The organism is Streptomyces sp. AgN23, assembly GCF_001598115.1.
Classification (GTDB): domain Bacteria; phylum Actinomycetota; class Actinomycetes; order Streptomycetales; family Streptomycetaceae; genus Streptomyces; species Streptomyces antimycoticus.
Window position 1 is genome coordinate 6,886,672 of the sequence record NZ_CP007153.1, and the last position, 17,815, is coordinate 6,904,486.

The window sequence follows — 17,815 nt, forward strand, 5'->3', positions numbered from 1 at the left end:
CGGACCCGGACCCGGATCCGGATCCGGACCCGGATCCGGACTCGTAACCGTACCCGTACCCGGACCCGGCTCCAGGGGGTGTCCGGCGGATGGGGGCGCCTGCGGCGGGCTGTTCCCCTACCCGCCCCTTCCCACAACTGGGGCTCCGCCCCAGACCCCGCTCCTCAAGCGCCGGAGGGGCTGGGAGGTGGGGCTCTGTCCTAGAAGGCCGATGAAGATCTTGGTGAGGGGCTGTCCGGCCGGAGGCCGGATGGCCCCTCTTCGTTATGTGGTGGCTGGGGCGAGGTGCCAGGCGCCGTCGATGCGGGTGAGTCCGAGGTTGATCAGTCGGCGGAGGTTGAGGGCGGCGGCTCGGGTGTGGAGCCAGGTGTCGTTCTTGAGGGTGCCGCGGTAGCGGAGTCGGCGGTTGCCGTGGTGGACGAGCCATGCGACGGCGCGTTCGACCGGTGGTCTCCAGCGGCGGTAGTCGGCCTGCCAGTCAGGATCGGTGGCGGCCTGGTGGCGGGCGGCCGCTTGGAGGTCGTGGTGCGGGCGGATGGTCAGGATGCGTCCGGCCTTGGCCTTGGTGCACTGCTCGCGCAGGGGGCATCCGGTGCATAAGTTCCCGAAAGAGGCTTTGCGCTGGTGGTGCTGCCCGCCGGGGTCGGACAGGCCCACGGCGTGTCCGGCCGGGCAGGTCACGATGGCGGTGGTGGTGTCGATGGCGAAGTCGTCGAGGGTGAAGCCGCCGGGGACGGCGGGCCGCAGCGGGGCGGGTTTGAGGAACAGCCGGTGCCCGGCCCGGTCCAGGGCCTGGCGGGCGTCGCCGGTGGAGTAGGCGGTGTCACCGAAGGCGTCCACCGGGGTGTCCTCGTCGGCGAGCAGCTCAAGACCCACGGCAGCCTCATGGTGCTCGGGCCCGGAGCCGGGCCGCAGGGCGACGGCGGTGTATAAGCCGGTCTCGGGCTCGATGGCCAGGTGGGCCTTGAAACCGTCCTGCTGGTGGCTGCGGGTCTTGTGGATGTGCCGGGCTTCCGGATCGATGGTGGAGACCATCCGGCCAGGGACGGTGCCCCGGGTGATGCGCCAGCGTCCGTCGCGGCCGTCGGAGTCCTCGGCGGGCTCGACGTCCTGACCGGCGACCAGGGCCAGGATGCCCACCGCGTTCGCGGCCTTCTCGCCGAGTTGCTGTTCGGGCAGGTGGCCCAGCAGCCGCAGCGCGTCCGTGACGAGTGCGTCGACCAGCTCGGCGCGGGCCTGCTCGTCGTTCCAGGCGATCTTCGGTTTGCCTGGGTCGGTGTAGTCGTGGGCGGTGCACTGGGCAGCGGCGGCCGTGTCGGCGCCGGGGACTTCGCGGATCACCGCGCGGACGGCGGCGATGATCTGGGTGACGGTGTCCTGGGTGGCGACCGCGTCGTCCAGCACAGTGGAGTCCAGAGCCCGGCGGTGCTTGCCCTTGAGGACACCGGTGGCCTTCACGACCTCGCGTACGGTCTCGAAGATGCGGTTCGGGCGGGCGGAACGGGCCAGCCGGCGGCGGAAGTAGGCCAGCAGCGATGGATCGAACGCCATGTCGTTGAGGCCCAGGCCGCATGCGGCCTTCCACCGCAGGTCGCACCGCAATTCCTGGACTGTCTCGAAGTCCGACAGCCCGTGCAGGGCCTGTAGCGCGATCGCGGCGGCCAGGATCTGCGGCGGCATGCTCGGCCGTCCATTCGCCGACGGATACATGTCCACGAACATCTCAGCCGGGAACAGCTCGCCACGATGCTCGGCCAGGAACGCGAACACACTCCCGGCCGGAATCAGGTCCCGGCAGGTCTCCCACACATCCGGCCCGACCATCTCGCCGACCCACTCACCCATCGCCACAAGACAAGTCTGGCCCTGCCGCTGACACGGCAGGGCCAGAACCCAAGATCTTCACGAGCCTTCTAGGCTCCGTTCCTCAAGCGCCGGAGGGGGTGGAAGGTGGGGCTCCGCCCCAGACCCCGGGGGCCAGGGGCGAGGCGGCCCTGCGACGCGCCGGACACCCCGTAGGTGAGCGTCCTACTTGAGCCGCTCGTGGATCCGCTCGCGCATCGCCGCCATGGTGAAGCCGCGCGGATCCACCTTGCCCGGCTGCCATTCGAGGTGGCCGATCACCGAGCGCTCCGTCCAGCCGTGATGGCGGCACACGGCCGCCGCGGCTCGCGCGATCGCGTCGAGCTGGGCCTCGGGCCACGGGTCCTCGCCGTCGCCCAGGTTCTCGCATTCGAAGCCGTAGAAGGCTCGGTTGCCATCGGTGTTCGCCTCGTTGTCGGGCGGCAGGGCCGTCTCGGCGATCACCGCCCGCAGGACGTCGTCGTCGCCGAGACCGGCGTGGTTGGCGCGGCCGTAGCCGACCAGATGGACCCCGCCGTCCTTGGCGATCACGCCGTGGCACAGCGGGCCGGGCAGCCCCTCGAAGCCGTCCCGGCAGATCTCCACCGTCTCCTCGGTGCCGGAGGTGACGGTGTGGTGGATCATCACCCCGTGCACCGGGCCCCACGGGCCCTTGTGGTTTCTGTTGTGGTCCCGCCAGTCGCCGACCTCCGTCACCCGCACGCCCTCGTCCGTCAGCGCCGCCAGGAAGTCCCCCGCGGACATGGGTGAGGCCATGACCGCCTCCGTTCCGCTCGTACGGCGGGCCCCGGTCGCGGCCCGCCTCGTTCACTCGCTTGCTTACCCATCGCACGCACATAAACACATGGGGTGATGGGTGGTGGGGGGCGCGTTATCGTGCGAGCCGGTCCATCCGTTCCACATCGCACCGGGAGACGCACCGCACCATGGACTACCAGGCAGTGTTGGACGAGGTCGCGGCCCTGGTGAAACCGCAGATCGGCCGGGGCCGGGTGGCGCAGTACATCCCGGCGCTCGCCTCGGTGGACGCGGACCGCTTCGGGATCGCCCTCGCCGACGTCGACGGCCATGTCACCGGGGTCGGCGACTGGGAGCGGCCCTTCTCGATGCAGTCCATCTCCAAGGTGTTCAGCCTCGCGCTCGTCCTCGCCGACGACGGCGAGAAGCTGTGGCGGCGGGTCGGCCGGGAGCCCTCGGGCAACCCCTTCAACTCCCTGGTGCAGCTCGAGTACGAGAACGGCATCCCGCGCAATCCGTTCATCAACGCCGGGGCGCTGGTCGTCACCGACCGGCTGCAGACCCTTACCGGCGACGCCAGCACCACCATGCTGGACTTCCTGCGCTCCGAGAGCGGCAATCCGGACCTCGCCTTCGACCAGGAGGTCGCCGTCTCCGAGTCTGCCCATGGCGACCGTAATGCCGCCGTCGCCCACTTCATGGCGAGCTACGGCAATCTCCACAACCCCGTGCCGACCGTCCTGGAGCACTACTTCTGGCAGTGCTCGATCGAGATGAGCTGCCGCGACCTGGCCCTGGCCGGGGGCTTCCTGGCCCGCCACGGGCTGCGCGCGGACGGCTCGCGGCTGCTGTCGCAGAGCGAGGCGAAGCGGGTCAACGCGGTCATGCTCACCTGCGGTACGTACGACGCGGCGGGCGACTTCGCCTACCGCGTCGGGCTGCCCGGCAAGAGCGGCGTCGGTGGCGGCATCGTCGCGGTGGTCCCCGGCCGCTGCACGCTGTGCGTCTGGAGCCCCGGCCTGGACGCCCGGGGCAACTCGGTGGCCGGAGTGGCCGCCCTGGACCACTTCACCACGCTGACCGGCTGGTCCGTCTTCTAGCGGCGGCGGAGGTGGCGCTCGGCCCGGCGTGGCGGGAGCATGGAGAGTAGTGGTGGTGAGCAGGAGGTGTACCGCCGTGCTGCACGAGATGCGCGCCGAATACGAGGAGGGCAGCTCCGGTCGGGTCGCGGGCGCGCCCGTCAAGATCTGGCACATGGTCCGCGGCAACGGAACGACCGCGATGTGCGGGCGGGAGCTGGCTCCGGACGCCGAGACCCAGGCCGCCGATCTGTGGGCCACGGGTGACTCGGGGCCCTTCTGTCATTCGTGCGGTGCGATGTATCTGCGCGAGGTCCCTTGAGCGAGCACCGGGAGCGCGAACACCGGAAACGCGAAGACCGGGAGTGCGGCGCGTACCGCGAGCGAAGGGCGTTGATCGGCCGCGGCGCCGCGGTGTGGACCCGTACGGCCGGCACCGGGCCGCAGCGGGTGCTCCCTGACGGCTGCACGGATCTGATCTGGAGCGAGGCGGGACCCGACGGCGAGCTGCTGGTCGCCGGGCCGGACACCCGTGCCCGTCTCGCCCCCGGTCCGCCCGGCACCCGCGCCGTGGGTCTGCGCTTCGCCCCAGGTCAGGGCCCCGCCGTGCTCGGTGTACCGGCGCATGAACTCCGCGATCAGCTCGTGCCGTTGGCCGCGCTCTGGCCGGGTGCGGAGGTCCGGCGGCTGGCCGAGCGGATCGCTGAAGCGGAGCGGATCGCCGACGCCGAGCGGATCGCCGACGCCGAGCGGACGGCCGAGGCCGAGCGGACGGCCGCGCGGCAGGCGGTCCAGGGCCGTCTGCTGGAGGACGCCGCCCTGGGGCGCCTGCGGACGGCGGAACCGCCCGATCCGGTGCTCGCCGCCATCGTCGCCGGGGTCTCGCGCGGGACGGGCGTGGCCGGGATCGCCGCCGCCGTGGGGCTGGGGGAGCGGCAGCTGCACCGCCGCTCCCTCGCCGCGTTCGGCTACGGCGCCAAGACGCTGGGCCGGGTGCTGCGGCTGAACCGGGCCCTGGACCTGGCGCGCACCGGCGTCCCCTTCGCGGCGGTCGCGGCCACGGCGGGCTACGCCGACCAGGCACATCTCGCCCGCGAGGTCAGGACCCTGACCGGCGTCCCCCTGGGCCGTCTGCTCCAGGGGTCAGGAGGGTAGCGGCGCGAAGAGGTCCAGGCTGTTGCCGTCGGGGTCGAGGACCGTCGCGTAGCGCTGGCCCCACGGCGCGTCCCACGGCTCCTTCTTGCCGCGCACGCCCGCCCCCACGAGGTCCTGGTAGGTCTTGTCCACATCGGCCGGGCTGTCGCAGGCGAAGGCCAGCGCCACCTGGTGGGAACCGCTCGGCGGCGTCCACTCCGGGTCGAAGGAGCGCACCGTCTCGACGGTGTCCCACATCAGCCGCGCCCCGCCGGGCAGGGCGGCCTCGGCGTGCGGCTGGGCGTCGGCCTCGGCCGGGATGTCGAGGCCGAGGCGGCGGTAGAAGGCGAGGGAGGTGGCCAGGTCGGCGACGACCAGGCCGATGGCGTTGAATCGTGCTGTCATACGGGCAGCGTAGGCAGCGGGCCGACGGCCGGTCTTGAACGAATCGGACGTCCTGGCGGGGTGGTCGGGGCGCCGTCGGAGGCCGTGGCGGACGCGGCCGTCAGGGGCAGCGGATGACCTGGCCGGCGTACGACAGATTGCCGCCGAAGCCGAAGAGCAGCACCGGGGCGCCGGAGGCCACCTCCCCGCGCTCGACCAGCTTGGAGAGGGCGAGCGGAATGCTGGCCGCCGAGGTGTTGCCGGACTCCACCACATCGCGGGCGATCACCGCGTTGACCGCGCCCAGCTTCTGGGCGACCGGCTCGATGATCCGCAGATTGGCCTGGTGCAGCACGACACCGGCCAGCTCCTCCGGGGAGGTCCCGGCCCGTTCGCACACCTTCCGCGCGATCGGCGGCAGATGGGTGGTGGCCCAGCGGTAGACGGTCTGGCCCTCCTGCGCGAAGCGGGGCGGTGTGCCCTCGATACGGACCGCGCCGCCCATCTCCGGGACCGAGCCCCACACCACCGGGCCGACGCCCGGCCGCTCGGCGGCCACCACCACGGCCGCGCCCGCGCCGTCGCCGGTCAGGACGCAGGTGGAGCGGTCGGTCCAGTCGGTGGCCGCGCTGAACTTGTCCGCGCCGATCACCAGGGCCGCGGTGGCCGCCCCGGCCCGGATGGTGTGGTCGGCGGTGGCGAGGGCGTGGGTGAAACCGGCGCACACCACATTGAGATCCATGGTGGCGGGGTGGGCGAGCCCGAGCCGGGCGGCGACCCGGGCCGCCATGTTGGGGCTGCGGTCGATCGCCGTGCAGGTGGCGACGAGTACGAGGTCGATGTCGGAGGGGGCCAGCCCGCTGTGGGCCAGCGCCTTGGCGGCGGCCGCCGCGGCCATCTCGTCGACCGTTTCGTCGGGGCGGGCGAGATGACGGGTGCGGATGCCGACCCGGCTGCGGATCCACTCGTCGCTGGTGTCGACCATGGCCGCGAGGTCGTCGTTGCCGAGCACCTTCGCGGGCTGGTAGTGGCCGAGTGCCAGTACGTGTGAGCCGGTCATCGGTCATCCCCTTCGCGCCAGTGCCGACGTATCCGCGCCGTTTGCGCGGATCTCGACGCACAGTCTGCGGTGTGTCCAGTCTTGAGCGGAGCAGACCTGCCGTGCGCTCGGCCTAGTCACCAATCTTGGGCGCCAAGATCTGGAGTTTTCGGCATGTCCCCCGGCGGGGGCGATGGGCGGTGGCGGAAGGGGATGGCCTGGCCGTGACTCAGGAAAGCCGGCCGTCGTAGTCCGGGAGCTTGAAGGACTTCTCGGCGTGGCCGCCGCTGATGTCGGTGGGGCTGTTGCCGATGTTGGCGATGATCGTGTAGCCGTCCTTCTCGATCTCCGCCCGCTTGGCGGTCTTGTAGTCGGCCACGTTCTGGAAGAGGTCCGGCAGGTGGCGTACGTACAGACCGGCGACCGAGTAGCCGACCTTCTCCAGGTTGTACTCGGTCGGCCAGGAGATGATGCCGGGCCGCGCGGTGACGAAGAAGAGGGCCACGCCGCGGTCGTGCGCGTACTGGGAGAGCTTCAGGACCGGCTCGACGGGGGGCTGGGGGAAGGTGAAGCCGAAGTCCGTCTCCAGCGAGGTGTTGTCGATGTCCAGGACGATGGCCTGCTTCTCGCCCGACGGACCGGCGGTGCGCTCCTCGATGTAGGGGCGGGCCTGCTCGTCGATGATGGCGCGAACATCACGCTGCCAGGTCTCGTAGTCGACGTCCTCTGCGGCGGTGGCGCTCGACGGCGCCGCCGCGGCCGGCGTGGTGGCGGTGGTGCCGGGCGTGGCCGGGTTCGCCGTGGCGGCGGTCGCCGTGGCGCCGGGCGTGGCGGCGGTCGCCGTGGTGGCCGTTCCGCCGACGCCCGTGGCGAGGGCGACGATCACCGTCGTCATGCCGAGCCGCCGTGATCGCACGCGTCCCGCTGTCATCGGTCACATCCTTCGCTTCGAGGCGATTGCCGGATGGCATGCTCACGGCTTTCGATGGACTTGAGAAGACCTCTGCCTTACCGGTGAGTAACGGTTCGCGCCCGAGGGGCTTTAATAGGCCAACGACACGTGCCGGACCGTTCGTTGACTGGTCAGCCGGGTAGATGGGTATGTCATCTACTGAAGGGCCGGCCTGGACCCCGGCGATGACCGGCGTGGCCGCGGGCTCCGGTGTCGCGCGCCTCCACCAGGTCAAGGAGGCTTGCATGTTCGATGATCGGCCCGCCTTCGGCGTCCGAGTCCATGCACTCGGCGGTGTCACCGTCGCCGAGATCGCGGGAGAGTTGGACATCTTCGCCGCGGGGCGGATCGTGGCTCGGTTCGATTCCCTCATTCAGGCGCGGTGTCCGGATCTGGTCCTGGACCTACGGCCGGTCACATTCCTGGACTGTGCCGGATTGTCGTTACTGTGCCGATTGCGCAATCGCGTGCTGGAGCGGGACGGGCGGCTGCGGCTCGTCATCGACGAACCGCGGTTTGTGCGGCTGTTGCACATGGTCCGGCTGGACGACGCGTTCGAGGTACTGGAGGATTTGACTCCGGCGATCGCGGGGGTGGCGGGTCCGGCGACCGGAGGGAGTGGTGATGCGCTCACTTAGGTCGCATCTGACCAAGTGTCAATAGTAAGAACCGAAATTCACTCGAACGAGCGGTATTCACCGGCGGAATGCTGCGTCCCTACCTCTGTAACCGGGGGTCACCCCTTTACGCTCGCGACACGTCGCACAAGGACCCGGCGGATGCACGCCTGATGCCCGACCCTGCCCGCTTCCGGGACCCTGACGAAGGTGAGAGGGGGCAGTGTGCCGTTCCGAGGGGATATCGCGATGACGCAGCAAGGCGCTCCCCGTGATGCGCCGGTGCCGCTGGAGCACGGTGCCCAGAACGCCGCGCGGGGGCCCGTGACCGGGGATCCGGCGGCATGCGCGCCCTCCGGCCGGGATTCGGCCGCATGGGGGCCCTCGGACGGGGATTCCGCGGCTCAGGGTGATCCGGCCGCGCAGGGCGATCCGGCGCCTCAGGGTGATCCAGCCGCGCAGGACGGCGCCGCCATCGACGTCACCGCTCCCCGCGCCCGTACGTACCGAGTCGGCGGGTACACCGTCGTGGAGCTCCACGGTGAGATCGACATCGCCGGGGTGGGAAGTGTCGGACCGGCGCTGGACGCGGCCACGGCCGGGGACGAGCCCGCGGTGATCGTGGACTTACGTCCGGCCGCCTTCTTCGACTGCTCGGGCCTGGGGATGCTGTGCCGGGCCCATCGCCGGGTAGGGGAGCGGGCCGGGCGGATGCGGCTGGTCTGCGACAACGCCTTGATCCTCCGCACCCTGCGGGCGGGGCGGATGCTGGATGTGCTCCACCCGGTCGCCACGCTGGACGAGGCGCTGCGCACGGAGGAGTAGGGCGCCTCGCAAGGCCGGGATGCGGCCGGGCCCATCGCCGGGATGCGGCCGGGATACGGCCGGGATACGGCCGGACTCAGGTGTGGCGGTCCTGGGGAGGTGTGATCCCCTGGCCCCGGGACTGCCGCCGACGGCCCCAGGCGCGATGGTGCGCCCGCCCGCCGGCCGGGGAATCGTCGTGGCTCTCGGCGGACATGCGGTTGCCGTTCTGGACATTGGTCCGGTGGATCAGCAGCGCGCCCACCCCGATCAGCGCGAGGATGACGACCACGGTGATCAGGGTCTCCATGGTGCTCACTCCCTGGGGCCGGGCCCCAGCTGGAGGGAATCCGGCCGGTTTGTGCGAAATGCTCCTGGTGTCTATACGGTACCTCCGGCCGGAGGCGGCGTCGCTTCCCGTGCGCTACGTCCCAGTGCGCGCGGAGACGCCCCCCCCACACACGCCGACTGCCCGCACCCGGCGTCGGGAACCGGGTGCGGGCAGTCAGGCCCTGATCCAGGGGATCAGCGGCTTGGCGGTCTCAGCGGGCTCAGTGGGACTTGGCCAGCTGCTTCTCGAGCTTGGCCAGGCCATTGGCCCAGAGCTGGTTCACGCGGCTGATCTCGGCCTGGTCGGGCTGCGAGTTGGTGCAGGACGGGCCGGGGCCGCCACCGGACATCAGCTCGCTGCACGGGCCCTCGTAGTGGTCCGGCAGACCCAGCACGTGGCCGGTCTCGTGCGCGGTGACCCGGGTCGAGTCGTACTCCTGGTTCTGGGCGTAGTCCAGGAAGACATAGCCGCTGCCGTGGCCGTCGGTGCTCGCGTACGAGCCCCGGGGGTCGTTGCCCTCGCGGTAGCTGAAGTCCGCGTTGCTGCCCGCCTGCAGCTTCACGTTGCTCACCGAGGAGTTCCAGATCTGGGCGGAGCGGGAGATCTGCGCCTGGAAGGTCGGGGCCTGGCTGGCGTCGTAGGTCACGGTGACGGCGGCCGTCCCGCGGGGGGCCTTGGCCTGCTTGGCCAGCGCCGACTTCATGACGGCCTTGATGAAGGCGTCGGTGTCGGCCTTCTCCTCGCCGCTCGCCGTGTAGCCGGCGGCCGCGGCGCTGCGCTGGGTGGTGGAGTGGTCGGGCGTGGCCGCGGAGGCGGGCACGGCGGACAGGGCGGCCGCCAGGCCGAGGCCGAGGGTCGCCGACAGCGCGAGCTTGGGGAGTGACATGTGGGGGGCTCCTCATCGTCCTCGGGCCCCGGTCGCCGTGTGGGGTGGCGGCCGGGGCCCTGGGATGAACTCTTGGCTGACGCCGAGTCTTGAGGAGATCGGGCCGTACGCGGAGATATCAACTGGTGATAGTGCGAAGGTATATCCCTCGTCGGGCTCTCAAGCCCTGTGTGGTGATGACAGTTTGACGTCCCGTTGTCCGGTGTTTGACCACCGATTGATCGATTCCGATATGGGTTGGAGTGGTTTCAGAGTCTGGTGTGACCGACAAGGGCGCAGATATGCTCCCGCCGTGGAGCTCGAGGTGAGGCACCTCCGTGCACTGTGCGCCATCGCCGACACCGGCAGCCTACGGAAGGCGGCGCGTCAACTGGGCATGACCCAGCCATCCTTGACGACCCAGCTCCGGCGCATCGAGAACACCATCGGTGGCCGGCTGTTCTCGCGGGAGGTCACCGGCAGTCGGCCGACCCCGCTGGGGCGGTCCGTGCTGTGCCGCGCCCGGCCGATCGTGGCCGAGATGAACGCCTTGCTCAGCGAGGTCCGGCTGGAGGCGGGACAGACCGCCGACGCCCGGTTGCGCGTCGGCAGCACCGGCAGCCGGGCCGTGGTCGGCTGGCTGCGCAGGCTCCGCGACCGCTATCCCGACGCGGACACCACCATCCACATCGACGTCTCCGCCAACGCGCTGCTGCAGATGGTCGCCGCCAACCAGCTCGACGTCGCCTTCGTGCACGAGGTCGAGGGCGCGCCGCTGCGGGTGCCCGAGGGCGTGGAGCGCCGGGTGCTCGTGGAGCGGGAGCCGCAGTTCGTGGCGCTGGCCGAAACCCATCCGGCCGCCGCGCGGCCCACGGTGCGGCTCGCCGACCTCGCCGCCGACCAGTGGATGGTCGACCCCAGCGTGGACGGCGAGGGGCCCGGGCTGCGCCGGGTTCTGGCCGCCGCGGGGCTCAATCCGAGGGTGGTGTACGGGGACTATCTGACCGCCGCCGACCTGGTCGCCTCGGGCGAGGTGGTCACCCCCTGCCAGCCCACCGCGCGGTCCCGTCAGGGGGTGGCCGTCCGTCCGCTGCACGGGGATCCGCTGACGGTCCGGCTGTTCCTGGCCTCACGGGTGGCTCCGGCGGCCCGCACCGGGGCCGCCGGACGAGCCCCGGACATGGCGCTCCCGGCCGACACCGAGGCCACCGGACCCGACGACCCGGACACCGTGCCCGGCGCCCCCCTCGACGTCGACGCCCTCTTCGGCGACCTGGCGGACGCGTACTTCGAGATCGCCTGGGCCGGCTCCGCCTACCGCCAGTGGCTGGTCCGCAACGAGAGCCCGCTGCTGCGCTCCCATGAGCCGCGGGCCCGCGACGCGCTCGACGTCCTGGGGCTCGCCGGGCCCGCCGAGGTCTCGTAGCACCCCTCCAAGGGGGCGGGCGGAGGCGAGCGATGAGTTTCGCTCCGCCGGGCGGTCCAAGCACACGGGACCGCACCGGACCGCAGGCCATGCCACCCGAGGAGCGAGCAGATGATCACGGAACACGATCCGCAGACCGCGCTTGACACCCGTTTCAGCAGCCCGGACGCCACCACCACGACCTGGCTGGAGGGGCGTGAGGGGCTGGCGGCTGCGGAGCTGTACTGGCTGTCCACGGTCCGCCGGGACGGCCGCCCCCATGTCACCCCGCTCATCGCCGTCTGGTGCGACGGCGCGCTCTGCTTCTGCACCGGCCCCGAGGAACAGAAGGCCCGGAACCTCGCGCACAATCCGCGCTGCGTTCTGACCACGGGGGCGGGTGTGCTGCATGAAGGGCTGGACCTGGTGGTCGAGGGCGAGGCCGAGCCGGTGCGGGACGACGCCACGCTCGGGCGGATCGCGGCGGCGTACGTGGCGAAGTACGGCGAGGAGTGGACCTTCCAGGTGCGCGACAGCGCCTTCCACCACGACGGCCATACGGCCCTGGTGTTCCGGGTCGCCCCGGCCACGGCGTTCGGCTTCCGCAAGGGCGCGTACGGCCAGACGCGCTGGCGCTTCTGACGCGGGCCGACAGCCCCATACAGCCCTCAGGGCCCCACCCCGCCCCCGGCCGCTCAGTCCAGGCCCGGCAGCCCGGTGGGCAGCCCGACCGGAAGGGTCTGCTCCGACCAGATCGTCTTGCCCTCGGCGGTCTGCCGGCTCCCCCAGCGCTGGCTGAGCCGCGCGACCAGCAGCAGCCCGCGGCCGCCCTCGTCGAAGGTGCGGGCGCGGCGCATATGCGGGGCGGTGCTGGAGGAGTCGGTGACCTCGCAGATCAGCGAGTGGTCATGGATCAGCCGCAGCCGGATGGGCGGGACGGCGTGCCGGATGGCATTGGTGACCAGCTCGCTGACGACCAGCTCGGTGGTGAAGACGGCCTCGTCGAGCCCCCATTCGGTCAGCCGCTCCGTCACGTCCCGGCGGGAGCGGGCCACCCACGCCGGGTCGGCGGGCACGTCCCAGGTGGCCACGTGCGCCTCGCCCAGGGAGCGGGTGCGGGCGAGCAGCAGCGCGACGTCGTCGAGCGCGCCCCCGTCGGGGAGGAGCGTGCGCAGAACGGCGTCGCAGGCGCCGTCCAGGGACCCGCCGGGGTGGGCCAGCGCATGGGTCAGCAGCAGCCGGCTCTCGTCGATCCCGCGGTTCCACCCGGCCATCAGCCCGTTGGTGTAGAGGGCGAGCACGGCGTTCTCGGGCAGCTCGGTCTCCATCGACTCGAAGGGCAGTCCGCCGACCCCCAGCGGCGGTCCGGTCGGCACCGGAAGGAACTCCACGGTGTCGTCGGGCCTGGCCAGGGCCGGGGGCGGGTGCCCGGCCGCGGCCAGTGAGCAGCGGTGCGAGACGGGGTCGTAGACCGCGTACAGACAGGTGGCCCCCACATCCCCGGTGGACTCCTCGGCCCCGGTCTCCGCGGCCAGATGGATCACCAGGTCGTCCAGGTGGGTGAGCAGTTCGTCCGGCGGCAGATCGACGTCGGCGAGGGTACGGACCGCCGTCCGCAGCCGGCCCATGGTGGCCGACGCCTGGATGCCGTGGCCGACCACGTCGCCCACGACCAGCGCGACCCGTGCCCCGGAGAGCGGGATGACGTCGAACCAGTCCCCGCCCGCCCCCGCGAACGGGCCCGCGGGCAGATAGCGGGAGGCGACCTCGACGGCCGGCGGCTGGGGGAGGGTCCGCGGCAGCAGGCTGCGCTGCAGGGCCAGGGCGGTGTCGCGCTCCCGGGTGAAGCGGCGGGCGTTGTCCACGCAGACGGCGGCCCGGGTGGTGATCTCCTCGGCCAGCACCATATCGTCCTGGGTGAACGGCTCGGGGGTGTGGTGACGGGCGAACACGGCCACCCCGAGCGTCGTCCCCCGCGCCCGGATCGGCACCGCCATGACCGAGTGGATGCCGAACCGCCGGATCGAACGGGCGCGGGCGGGCTTCAGCGCACCCCACTTGGCGATCATGGGGTCGGTGGTCGCGTAGATCAGGGGCCGCTCCACCACCAGGCATTCCGCCATCGGCGAGACCTGCGGATAGGTATCCACCTTCCCCACCGGAACCACGGATTCGGGGCAGCCCTCGTAGAGCGACTGCAGGGCGGCGCGGCGCAGCACGACCGGGCCGGTGAGCGGCCCGGACGGCAGCTCGTCGTCCTGGGCCAGCCGGTCCAGCAGGTCGATGCTGGCGTAGTCGGCCAGCCGCGGTACGCAGACGTCGGCGAGCTCCTGCGCGGTGTGGTCGATGTCGAGGGTGCTGCCGATCCGTTCACTGGCCGCGCTCAGCAACAGCAGCCGCTGGCGGGCCAGATACTGCTCGGTGATGTCATGCGCCGCCATGCAGACCGCGTACACCTGGCCGTCCTTCGCCTTCAGCGGGGTGAACGCGGCCGACCAGGCGTGCTCCTTGGACTCGCCGCCGGTGCGCAGGCAGGTCTCCACCTCGCGTGGCTCGCCGGTGGTCAGCACATGCCGCATGACCCCTTCGAGCTGCTCGCTCTGGAGCTTGCCCCCGATCTCCGACAGCCGCAGATCGCGGATCTCCGCTTCGGGGAGTCCGACGACGCGGGCCATCTGGGAGTTCACCTTGCGCAGCCGCAGATCGGCGTCGTAGATCGCCATCGGACAGGGTGACTGTGCGTAGGCCCAGAGCATCAGCGCGTCGTTCCAGGACTCGGGGGGCAGCTCCGCCCGGGGGGCCGCGGCCACCAGCAGCCAGTCGCCCTCCGGCCCGCTGCGGTGTGCCAGCAGCCGCACCGGCATCTCGTGGCCGTCCTGGTGGCGCAGCGCCACGGTGCCGTGCCACCGGGTGAGCCGGTCGCGGGCGCGGCGGGCCCCGGCGTCCGCCGCGCGGGCCGGATCGGCCAGCAGCGCGGCGGCGGGCCGCCCCACGACCTGCGGGGGCGGATATCCGAGCAGCCGACGGGCACCGTCGTTCCAGCTGGTCAGCGTCCCGTCATCGCTGACGGTGGCCCTCGCCGTATCCGTTTCGTCTGGTTCGTCTGGTTCGTTGAAGCTGCCCCGCTTCCGGGCGGAGCCGCTGTCGTGGCGCATCATGGTCGCCATCCCTCCGGGGGCGGCACCGGGTCCGTCCACCAGGGCTCCCTTCCAGACTCGTCCACTCCGGTCCGGGCATCAACCACAGCCCGGGCCGGAGCGGGCGGGGCTTCCGGGCCAGGCGGGTCAGGCGGCCGCGGGCCGCAGATGCCGCCGGGCCCATTCGGCGAAGCCGGTGAGCGGGAGGCCGAGGGCGCGCGCGAACGCGGGGCGGGCGGGCTGGCGGGCCTCGTTCAGCCACACATGCCCGGCGCCCCACTCCGGCATCCCGGCGGCGAGCGCCTCCTCGGCGGTCATCGACGGGGCGGTCACCTCGGTGCCCACGACGTCGGAGAGGACCTCGGCGACCCGGGTCATCGTCATGCACTCGCCCGCCAGTTCCAGCTCGACCTCGTGGAACCGCTCCGGGTCGGCGAAGGCCGCGGCGGCCGCCGTGCCGATGTCGGCGACGGCGATGAGGGAGAGCTCGGTGCCGGGCTGGAGCACGGTGGCCAGGCCGCCCTCGGGGCCGTTCGGGAGCAGGGACAGGAAGTTCTCCATGAAGAAGGCGGGCTTGAGGAGCGTCCAGTGGCGGAAGCCCGCCTCGCGGACCCGGTCCTGGAGGCCGGTCTTGGTCGCGTAGTAGTGCTCCAGCGCCGCCCAGCGGCCCTCCGCCCAGCCGGGCGCGGTGTGGTGCTGTCCGGCGCCGGAGACGGAGGTGTGCACGAACTGCGCCACCCCCGCGTCCCGCGCGGCGTCGATCAGATTGCGCCCCTGGACCCACTCGGAGTCGCCCTGGAGGTCGTTCAGATCGGGCATCTGGATCGAGAAGACGGCGCGCGCGCCCTCGGCGGCCCGCCGCACCGAGCCGAGGTCGAGCAGGTCGCCGGTGACCAGCTCGGCGCCGAGCGCCGCCACGGCCTTGGCCCGCTCGGTGGCCGGGTCGCGGACCAGGGCCCGTACGGGGACGCCCGCCGAGAGCAGGGCGCGGGCGGTGGCGCCGCCCTGCTGTCCGGTGGCGCCGGTGACCAGAACGGGCGCGGACGGGGCGGGCGTCGGGGAGTTGATGGGCATGCTGTTGCTCCTCGGGCATGGGGGTATCGACTGATCGACTACGCGGACGTTAAATGGCGGGCCCCGCCGTTTATCTCTCGGTACGATACGGAGGGCCCCACCACTTAGCAACCCGGAGGTGACGCCATGCCCGCCCAGCGTGCGGACGCCCGGCGCAACTACGAGCGCATCCTCGCCGTGGCCGAGGAGGAGGTCGCCGCCCACGGCGCCGACGCCTCCCTGGAACAGATCGCCCGCACCGCCGGAGTCGGCTCGGCCACCGTGCGCCGCCACTTCCCCACCCGCGGCGCCCTCCTGGAGGCCGTCTTCCGCGAGCGGATCGAGGTCCTGGCCGCCCGCGCCCGGGAGCTCGCGAAGGAAGAGGACGTACGGGCCGCGCTGCTGGAGTGGCTGGGCGCCCTCACCGTCTACTCCGCCTCGGTGCAGGGTCTGGCCACCGCGCTGCTGCGGAACGGGGAGCTGGATCCGGAGCATGCGAACCCCTGCGTGAACACGCTCGCCGAGGCGGGTGAGCCGCTGCTGCGGCGAGCCGAGCGGGCCGGTGTGATGGCGCCCGGGGCGACCGCGGTGGACCTGGTCACCCTGATCGCCGGGATCGCGCTGGCCACCCAGCACCACCCGGACCCCGCCGCCGAGGCGGACCGGCTGCTGGGCCTGGCCGTGGCGGGGATCAGCCCGCCGGGGTGAGCGGGCGGGGGCCGGTCAACCCCCGCGCCCGTCAGGGGCGTTCCCCCGGACAGAAGACCGCACCCGGGCCACTCGGGGCGGCTCGGGTGCGGTCTGGCCATGCAAGGGAAGAGCGGTCAGCCCTTCTTGGTCTCCCAGAAGATCTTGTCGATCTGGGCGATGTGGTCCAGGGCCTTCTGGCCCGTGGCCGGGTCGGTCGAGCCCTTGGCCGCGCTCAGGGCCTTGAGGGTGTCGTTGACCAGCTGGTGCAGCTCCGGGTACTTCTCGAAGTGCGGGGGCTTGAAGTAGTCACTCCACAGCACCGAGATGTGGTGCTTGGCGAGCTCCGCGCGCTCCTCCTTGATGGTGGTGGCACGGGCGCGGAAGTGCGGGTCCTCGTTGGCCTGGTACTTCTCCTGGATGGCCTTGACGGACTCGGCTTCGATACGAGCCTGGGCCGGGTCGTACACACCGCAGGGCAGGTCGCAGTGCGCGCTGACCTGAACCTTCGGGGCGAACAGGCGGGAGAGCATAGAGCTGTCCTTCCATTCGTGATCGTCTTCTCAGGTGCGAGATTACTCCGTGGGGGAAGCCTTTTCTCGGGTGCCCCGGGGGGCTTAGGTCAAAAGTCCGGTGACAGTCTGGGATGCCTGGGATCGTGATGGTGCGGGGTTGAGGACCGGAGGTGCCGTGATGCGGGAGCAGCTGGGCGATCGCGGGCAGGAGCCCGACCGCGACCAGCGCGGACTGCTGCGGATCGGGCTCGCGGAGGTGTACAACCCGTCGATGCAGCCGACGCTGTACCCCGGCGACCAGTTGGTGGTCCGCTACGGGGTGCCCGTGCGCCCGGGGGACGTGGTGGTGGTGCGCCATCCGTTCCGGCAGGACCTGCTGATCGTCAAGCGCGCGGTGGAGCGGCGCGAGGGCGGCTGGTGGGTCAAGGGCGACAACCCGTACGTGGAGAACGACAGCCGGGAGTTCGGCGTCGTGCCGGACGAGCTGGTGGTCGCCCGGGCATGGCTGCGGCTGCGGCCACGGCCGGGCGCCGGACGCCGTGGTCAGCGGTCCATGGCCGGGCTGGTCTCCTGGGCGGTGTCCGCGGTGCGGCCGGTGGGCTCGCGATCCTGGCGCCGGCTGCGCTCGGCGCCGGCCGACCGCTCGGCGTCCAGGCGTTTGCGCGCGCGGTAGGCGGCCACATTGGCGCGGGTCGCGCAGCGGTCGGAGCAGTAGCGCCGGGACCGATTGGTCGAGGTGTCGAGATAGGCGTTGCGACAGGGTGCCGCCTCGCAGATGCCCAGCCGGTCGGCGCCCAGTTCGGTGAGGTGGAAGGCCAGCCCCATCGAGGCGGTCGCGGCGTATCCGGAGCCCGCGTTGGCGGCGTAGTCCGCGATATGCATATGCCACTTGGGGCGGCCGTCGTCGTCGCGGGTCTCATGGCCGGAGATCTGCGGGCTCACCGGGAACTCGATGAGCAGCGCGTTCAGCAGGTCCACCGCCAGCACCTCGTCGCCGCCCGCCGCCGCCTCGAAGACGGCGCGCAGCCGGGCCCGGACCGACCTCAGCCGGGTGACGTCGGCGTCCGTCGCCCGCCGGGCCGCCTGCCGGCTCTCCCCGAAGAGCGCCCGCACGGCCTCCACCGAGGTCAGGGTGTCGGTGCCGCGGATTGGCTCCTCGCTGTTGACCAGGCGCACGGCGAGATCCGAGTAATAAGCCAGTTCCACTTGTGG

19 protein-coding genes and 1 pseudogene are annotated in these 17,815 nt (G+C 71.9%); 9 read left to right on the top strand and 11 right to left on the bottom strand.

Features of this window, described 5'->3' with window-relative positions; translation table 11 throughout:
* Window positions 1–264: 264 nt before the first annotated feature.
* Both AS97_RS30010 and AS97_RS30015 read right to left on the bottom strand, forming a co-directional pair.
* On the bottom strand, window positions 265–1,845 hold the full coding sequence (locus tag AS97_RS30010) for an IS1182 family transposase (protein WP_210564187.1): 1,581 nt from the start codon (window positions 1,843–1,845) through the stop codon (window positions 265–267).
* Window positions 1,846–2,028: 183 nt separating this feature from the next.
* A complete protein-coding gene (locus AS97_RS30015) occupies window positions 2,029–2,619 on the bottom strand; it encodes an N-acetylmuramoyl-L-alanine amidase (protein WP_059147775.1) in 591 nt (196 codons plus the stop codon).
* A 170-nt stretch (window positions 2,620–2,789) separates the two neighbouring features.
* Here AS97_RS30015 and AS97_RS30020 point away from each other — a divergent pair, with 170 nt between their 5' ends.
* The 3 genes from AS97_RS30020 (at window position 2,790) to AS97_RS30030 (ending at window position 4,835) form a co-directional block, all read left to right on the top strand.
* A complete protein-coding gene (locus AS97_RS30020) occupies window positions 2,790–3,701 on the top strand; it encodes a glutaminase (RefSeq protein ID WP_210565978.1) in 912 nt (303 codons plus the stop codon).
* A 76-nt stretch (window positions 3,702–3,777) separates the two neighbouring features.
* Window positions 3,778–4,002, top strand: coding sequence for a hypothetical protein (locus AS97_RS30025; protein ID WP_059147773.1), 225 nt, complete (start codon window positions 3,778–3,780; stop codon window positions 4,000–4,002).
* On the top strand, window positions 3,999–4,835 hold the full coding sequence (locus tag AS97_RS30030) for a helix-turn-helix domain-containing protein (RefSeq protein WP_247204529.1): 837 nt from the start codon (window positions 3,999–4,001) through the stop codon (window positions 4,833–4,835). Before AS97_RS30025 ends, AS97_RS30030 begins: the two co-directional genes overlap by 4 nt.
* On the opposite strand, the gene AS97_RS30035 is transcribed toward AS97_RS30030, so the two are convergent.
* The 3 genes from AS97_RS30035 to AS97_RS30045 form a co-directional block, all read right to left on the bottom strand.
* Window positions 4,824–5,219 carry a VOC family protein gene (locus AS97_RS30035; protein ID WP_014054827.1) on the bottom strand — a complete coding sequence of 132 codons (396 nt, stop codon included), beginning with the start codon at window positions 5,217–5,219 and terminating at the stop codon, window positions 4,824–4,826. The genes AS97_RS30030 and AS97_RS30035 overlap by 12 nt on opposite strands.
* A gap of 100 nt (window positions 5,220–5,319) precedes the next feature.
* On the bottom strand, window positions 5,320–6,258 hold the full coding sequence (locus tag AS97_RS30040) for a beta-ketoacyl-ACP synthase III (RefSeq protein ID WP_059147771.1): 939 nt from the start codon (window positions 6,256–6,258) through the stop codon (window positions 5,320–5,322).
* Window positions 6,259–6,466: 208 nt separating this feature from the next.
* Window positions 6,467–7,168, bottom strand: a complete 702-nt coding sequence (locus tag AS97_RS30045) for an HAD family acid phosphatase (protein WP_210565979.1) — start codon at window positions 7,166–7,168, stop codon at window positions 6,467–6,469.
* A gap of 206 nt (window positions 7,169–7,374) precedes the next feature.
* Here AS97_RS30045 and AS97_RS30050 point away from each other — a divergent pair, with 206 nt between their 5' ends.
* Both AS97_RS30050 and AS97_RS30055 read left to right on the top strand, forming a co-directional pair.
* Entirely contained in the window at window positions 7,375–7,827 is a 453-nt protein-coding gene (locus AS97_RS30050) for an STAS domain-containing protein (protein ID WP_079059758.1), read from the top strand.
* Between the two features lie 228 nt (window positions 7,828–8,055).
* Window positions 8,056–8,631, top strand: a complete 576-nt coding sequence (locus AS97_RS30055; protein WP_086707126.1) for an STAS domain-containing protein — start codon at window positions 8,056–8,058, stop codon at window positions 8,629–8,631.
* 76 nt (window positions 8,632–8,707) lie between these two features.
* Here AS97_RS30055 and AS97_RS30060 read toward each other — a convergent pair whose 3' ends face one another.
* Together AS97_RS30060 and snpA are read right to left on the bottom strand one after the other, a co-directional pair.
* Window positions 8,708–8,920, bottom strand: coding sequence for a hypothetical protein (locus tag AS97_RS30060; RefSeq protein ID WP_210565980.1), 213 nt, complete (start codon window positions 8,918–8,920; stop codon window positions 8,708–8,710).
* Window positions 8,921–9,161: 241 nt separating this feature from the next.
* Window positions 9,162–9,827 carry a snapalysin gene (gene snpA / locus AS97_RS30065; protein WP_059147768.1) on the bottom strand — a complete coding sequence of 222 codons (666 nt, stop codon included), beginning with the start codon at window positions 9,825–9,827 and terminating at the stop codon, window positions 9,162–9,164.
* A 304-nt stretch (window positions 9,828–10,131) separates the two neighbouring features.
* Here snpA and AS97_RS30070 point away from each other — a divergent pair, with 304 nt between their 5' ends.
* Window positions 10,132–11,232 (top strand): LysR family transcriptional regulator, encoded by a 1,101-nt coding sequence (locus AS97_RS30070; protein WP_210567304.1) that lies wholly within the window; start codon window positions 10,132–10,134, stop codon window positions 11,230–11,232.
* 111 nt (window positions 11,233–11,343) lie between these two features.
* On the top strand, window positions 11,344–11,853 hold the full coding sequence (locus AS97_RS30075) for a pyridoxamine 5'-phosphate oxidase family protein (protein ID WP_210565981.1): 510 nt from the start codon (window positions 11,344–11,346) through the stop codon (window positions 11,851–11,853).
* A gap of 53 nt (window positions 11,854–11,906) precedes the next feature.
* Here AS97_RS30075 and AS97_RS30080 read toward each other — a convergent pair whose 3' ends face one another.
* Both AS97_RS30080 and AS97_RS30085 read right to left on the bottom strand, forming a co-directional pair.
* Window positions 11,907–14,369 (bottom strand): SpoIIE family protein phosphatase, encoded by a 2,463-nt coding sequence (locus tag AS97_RS30080; RefSeq protein ID WP_210567305.1) that lies wholly within the window; start codon window positions 14,367–14,369, stop codon window positions 11,907–11,909.
* A 126-nt stretch (window positions 14,370–14,495) separates the two neighbouring features.
* Window positions 14,496–15,422, bottom strand: a complete 927-nt coding sequence (locus AS97_RS30085; protein WP_059147765.1) for an NmrA family NAD(P)-binding protein — start codon at window positions 15,420–15,422, stop codon at window positions 14,496–14,498.
* 126 nt (window positions 15,423–15,548) lie between these two features.
* On the opposite strand from AS97_RS30085, the gene AS97_RS30090 reads away from it, so the two are divergent.
* On the top strand, window positions 15,549–16,109 hold the full coding sequence (locus AS97_RS30090) for a TetR/AcrR family transcriptional regulator (protein ID WP_059147764.1): 561 nt from the start codon (window positions 15,549–15,551) through the stop codon (window positions 16,107–16,109).
* Window positions 16,110–16,225: 116 nt separating this feature from the next.
* Here the strand turns inward: AS97_RS30090 and sodN are convergent, their stop codons facing one another.
* Window positions 16,226–16,621, bottom strand: a complete 396-nt coding sequence (sodN, locus tag AS97_RS30095; protein WP_059147763.1) for a superoxide dismutase, Ni — start codon at window positions 16,619–16,621, stop codon at window positions 16,226–16,228.
* A gap of 160 nt (window positions 16,622–16,781) precedes the next feature.
* On the opposite strand from sodN, the pseudogene sodX reads away from it, so the two are divergent.
* Window positions 16,782–17,201, top strand: a pseudogene (gene sodX, locus AS97_RS47740) (nickel-type superoxide dismutase maturation protease); the annotation flags it as partial.
* On the opposite strand, the gene AS97_RS30100 reads toward sodX, so the two are convergent.
* Entirely contained in the window at window positions 17,147–17,809 is a 663-nt protein-coding gene (locus AS97_RS30100; RefSeq protein WP_059147762.1) for a CGNR zinc finger domain-containing protein, read from the bottom strand. The pseudogene sodX and the gene AS97_RS30100 sit on opposite strands and share 55 nt — an antisense overlap.
* Between the last annotated feature and the right edge of the window lie 6 nt (window positions 17,810–17,815).